This window comes from Thalassolituus sp. UBA6592 (genome assembly GCF_002433655.1).
In the GTDB taxonomy this organism is placed as follows: domain Bacteria; phylum Pseudomonadota; class Gammaproteobacteria; order Pseudomonadales; family Oceanobacteraceae; genus Venatoribacter.
Map to the genome: position 1 here is coordinate 1 of NZ_DJIO01000027.1, position 3923 is coordinate 3923.

Genomic DNA, 3923 nt, shown 5'->3' on the forward strand with positions numbered 1-3923 from the left:
CGGCTGAAGCCGCTCCTACAATAACAACGCAGACTTCCTTTCGCGGCTGAAGCCGCTCCTACAATAACACTGCAGACCCCCTTTCGCGGCTGAAGCCGCTCCTACAATAACAACGCAGACTCCCCTTCGCCGCTGAAGCCGCTCCTGCAACATCAATTATCCCCCGATGACTTATCCAATCCATCCGATCTCTGACCAATCTGTTGCATGGCGCGAATGCCTGCGCGGTTGCTGGTATACTGCGGCAAATTGTGTCTGATTATCTGCTGGTACGGTATGAATCCCGATCTGAGTAAGTTACAACCCTATCCCTTCGAGAAGCTGACCAAACTGAAGGCAGCGGTAACCGCGAACCCTGAGCTGGAGCATATCGCTCTGTCGATCGGTGAACCTAAACATCCGTCTCCGGCGTTTGTGCAGCAGGCGCTGATCGATAACATCAGCCGTCTGGAAAATTACCCGACCACTAAGGGTCTGCCAGAGCTGAGCGAGAGCATCGCCAATTGGCTGGTGAAGCGTTTTGATCTGCAGGCGGTTGATCCTGTGACTCAGGTGATTCCGGTGAACGGTACCCGCGAAGCGATTTTTGCCTTCACTCAGGCCGCAGTTGACCGTACTGCAGCCAACCCGCTGGTGCTGTCGCCAAACCCGTTCTATCAGATCTACGAAGGCGCTGCGTACCTGGCGGGTGCACAGCCACACTTTCTGCCATGTCTGAAAGAGAATGGTTTTAACCCAGACTTCGCTGCAGTGCCTGCTTCGGTATGGGATGACTGCCAGCTGCTGTTCCTGTGTACGCCAGGCAACCCGACCGGGGCTACGCTGAGCTTTGAGCAGTTTCAGTCGCTGATTGAGCTGGCGGATAAGCACAACTTCATTATTGCCAGCGATGAGTGCTATTCCGAGATTTATGTCGACGGCAAAGAAGCGCCAATGGGGCTGCTGCAGGCCTGCGCTAAACTGGGCCGCCACGATTACCGCAACTGCATCGTGTTCCATTCGCTGTCCAAGCGTTCCAACCTGCCGGGCCTGCGTTCCGGTTTTGTTGCCGGTGATGCTGCCCTGCTGAAACCTTTCCTGCTGTACCGCACTTACCATGGCTGTGCCATGCCAGTACAGACCCAGCTGGCCAGTATCGCAGCCTGGAATGACGAAGCGCATGTTGAACAGAACCGCGTGGAATACACAGAAAAATTCCGCCGTGTGATCGAAATCCTTAACCCGGTGATGCCGGTTGAGCAAAGCGATGCCAGCTTCTACCTGTGGGCAGAAACGCCGGTGGATGAAGAAACGTTCGCGCAGCAGCTGTTTGCTCAGCAAAACGTCACTGTGCTGCCCGGTTCGTATTTGTCGCGCACCATTGATGGCATTAACCCGGGTAAAAACCGTGTGCGTATGGCGCTGGTTGCCAGCGTGGATGAATGTATTGAAGCGGCACAACGCATCCGTGCGTTTGTCGAAAGCCTGTAAGACCTCTGATAACAGGAGGAGAGAGTATATGGCACTGACAGAAAACACCTTTGGCCAGGACATCACTACCGAGGATATTCTCGATACCCTCGGCTTTTTCGACGACTGGGAAGAACGCTACAAGTACATCATTGATCTGGGCAAACAATTGCCAGCGATGGACGACAGCAAGAAGACAGAAGATTACCTGCTGCGCGGTTGCCAGAGTCAGGTGTGGATCGACAACGAAGTGCGCGATGGCAAAATTTTGCTGGAAGCGGATTCCGACGCGCATATTGTGCGTGGTCTGCTTGGCGTTGTGCTGGCGGCGTACAACCATAAAACGCCGGCGGACATTATCGCCTTTGATATCGATGGTTACTTCACTCAGATTGATCTGATCAAGCATCTGAGCCCGACCCGTGGCAACGGTCTGCGTGCCATGGTCGAGCGCATTAAGAATATCGCAGCCGAAGCTGCCTGATCTCTTCTCCTGATTTCTTAATCAGATCTTTAGCCAGTCTCCTCTGACTGGCACCCGTATGCTTTGCGGGCACTCAGTTGTACCCTTCGATACTGCACCATGATGTTACCCAGGTAACATTTTGGTGCATTTCTTCGCGCCAGATTCAGGCATCAACACTGGGCTTGCGCCTGATAATTTAGTTATTAGATCCTTAAGATCACTAATTAATTCATTTACTGGCTTTTTATTCCATAAATAGTCTTCAACTGATTACATTCTAATCAATATTATCTTTTTTGCTTTTTCTTAACCGGTTGGTCAGGTTTTTGCTTTACCTGCCCATCAGTTAAGCAGTTACTGCTGAATAGCTTTTATACCTACAACTAACAATCAGCCCTTTGAGGCCACCCGAAGAATGGAGAGACTAATGTCTGACACTTCCTCAAATTCACCGGATATCTTGTACAGCCTGAATGACAAGCCACCGGTTCCTGCTGCTATCCTGGCGGCAATGCAGCATCTACTGGCCAGTTTCGTCGGCATTATCACTCCTACCCTGATCATTGGCGGTGTGCTTGGTTTGGGCAGCGAAGTGCCTTACCTGATCAGCATGGCGCTGATTGTTTCCGGTGTTGGTACTTTTATTCAGGCGAAAAAAATTGGACCTATCGGTTCTGGTCTGGTGGCTATTCAGGGCACCAGCTTCGCTTTTCTGAGCTCCATTCTTGCTGCCGGTTTTATTGCAAAAGGCAAAGGCGGCGGCCCGGAAGAAATCCTCAGCCTGATTTTTGGTGTGTGTTTCCTCGGTGCTTTTATTGAGATTTTCCTGAGCCAGTTCCTGCACAAGCTGAAAGCTTTTATTAACCCGCTGGTAACCGGCATCGTCATTACTGCCATTGGACTGAGCCTGATTAAAGTCGGCATCACTGACCTGGGTGGTGGTTTTAAAGCACCGGATTTTGGCAGCCTGCAAAACCTGGCTCTGGGTAGCGGTGTACTGGTTCTGATCATTATCCTGAACCAAAGCACAAATATTTATGTTCGCTCTGGCGCGATCTTCTTTGGTCTGGTTGCCGGCTTTGTAGTTGCCATGACGATGGGCAAAGTGGATTTCTCTGGTCTGGCTAAAATGGACTGGTTCGCTCTGCCAATTCCGTTCAAATACGGTTTCAGCTTTGATTTTGCTGCCTTCCTGCCAGTAGCTCTGATTTACCTGATCACTGCGATTGAATCTTCCGGCGACCTGACAGCAACCTCTATGGTTTCCAAAGAACCAATTACCGGTGATGTTTACCGCAACCGTATTAAAGGCGGTGTATTCGCAGATGGTATCAACTCCATGATTGCCGCTGTGTTCAACACTTTCCCTAACACCACTTTCAGCCAGAACAACGGTGTAATTCAGCTGACTGGTATCGCCAGCCGTTACGTTGCGTTCTATATGGCTGCGTTCCTGGTGATTCTGGGTCTGTTCCCGGTAATCGGTGGTATTTTCCAGCAACTGCCTAAGCCAGTACTGGGCGGTGCGACACTGGTAATGTTCGGTACTGTTGCTGCTGCGGGTATCCGTATTCTGTCGACTGTTGATCTCGACCGTCGCAGCATGCTGATTATGGCGGTGGCTTTCGGTCTGGGCCTGGGCGTTGCCGCTCAGCCGGATCTGCTGAAAGAAATGCCAAAAACTGTGCAGAATATTTTTGGCTCAGCCATCACCGTGAGTGGTCTGGCGGCGATTATTCTGAACAGCCTGCTGCCAGGTCGTGTGATTCTGGAAAAAGAAGACGACATCTGATGTTTGCTTAAAACATGATGGATGAGTAGAAACGCGGCTAAGGCCGCGTTTTTTTATGGCTGTGGTTTGTCTGGGGTTTGTCTGTGGCGCCCTTTATTGGGGGAACCGGAGCTTAGTTTCTTTATTTTTACCATCTATGATGGTCGGGCCATCTTACGCATGGTTTCGATTCAGCGTCTTATGTGTCGTTTTAAGTGAATTAGTTCAGACCTGATC

General features: G+C 50.9%; 3 protein-coding genes. All 3 read left to right on the forward strand.

The window, feature by feature from the left end; translation table 11 throughout:
• Window positions 1–276: 276 nt before the first annotated feature.
• The 3 genes from dapC to B2Z72_RS02345 all read left to right on the forward strand — a co-directional run bounded on the left by dapC (window position 277) and on the right by B2Z72_RS02345 (window position 3707).
• Window positions 277–1470, forward strand: a complete 1194-nt coding sequence (gene dapC / locus B2Z72_RS02335; protein ID WP_296984424.1) for a succinyldiaminopimelate transaminase — start codon at window positions 277–279, stop codon at window positions 1468–1470.
• Between the two features lie 28 nt (window positions 1471–1498).
• Complete coding sequence (locus B2Z72_RS02340; protein ID WP_296984425.1) at window positions 1499–1933, forward strand: SufE family protein; 435 nt, start codon at window positions 1499–1501, stop codon at window positions 1931–1933.
• Between the two features lie 409 nt (window positions 1934–2342).
• Window positions 2343–3707: a uracil-xanthine permease family protein gene (locus B2Z72_RS02345; protein ID WP_296984427.1), complete on the forward strand. Its 1365-nt coding sequence runs from the start codon at window positions 2343–2345 to the stop codon at window positions 3705–3707.
• The last annotated feature ends 216 nt before the right edge of the window (window positions 3708–3923 follow it).

Coding starts and splice junctions, on each gene's coding strand:
- B2Z72_RS02340 (WP_296984425.1), top strand. CDS start 1,499: ATGGCACTGACAGAAAACACCTTTGGCCAGGACATCACTACCGAGGAT.
- B2Z72_RS02345 (WP_296984427.1), top strand. CDS start 2,343: ATGTCTGACACTTCCTCAAATTCACCGGATATCTTGTACAGCCTGAAT.
- dapC (WP_296984424.1), top strand. CDS start 277: ATGAATCCCGATCTGAGTAAGTTACAACCCTATCCCTTCGAGAAGCTG.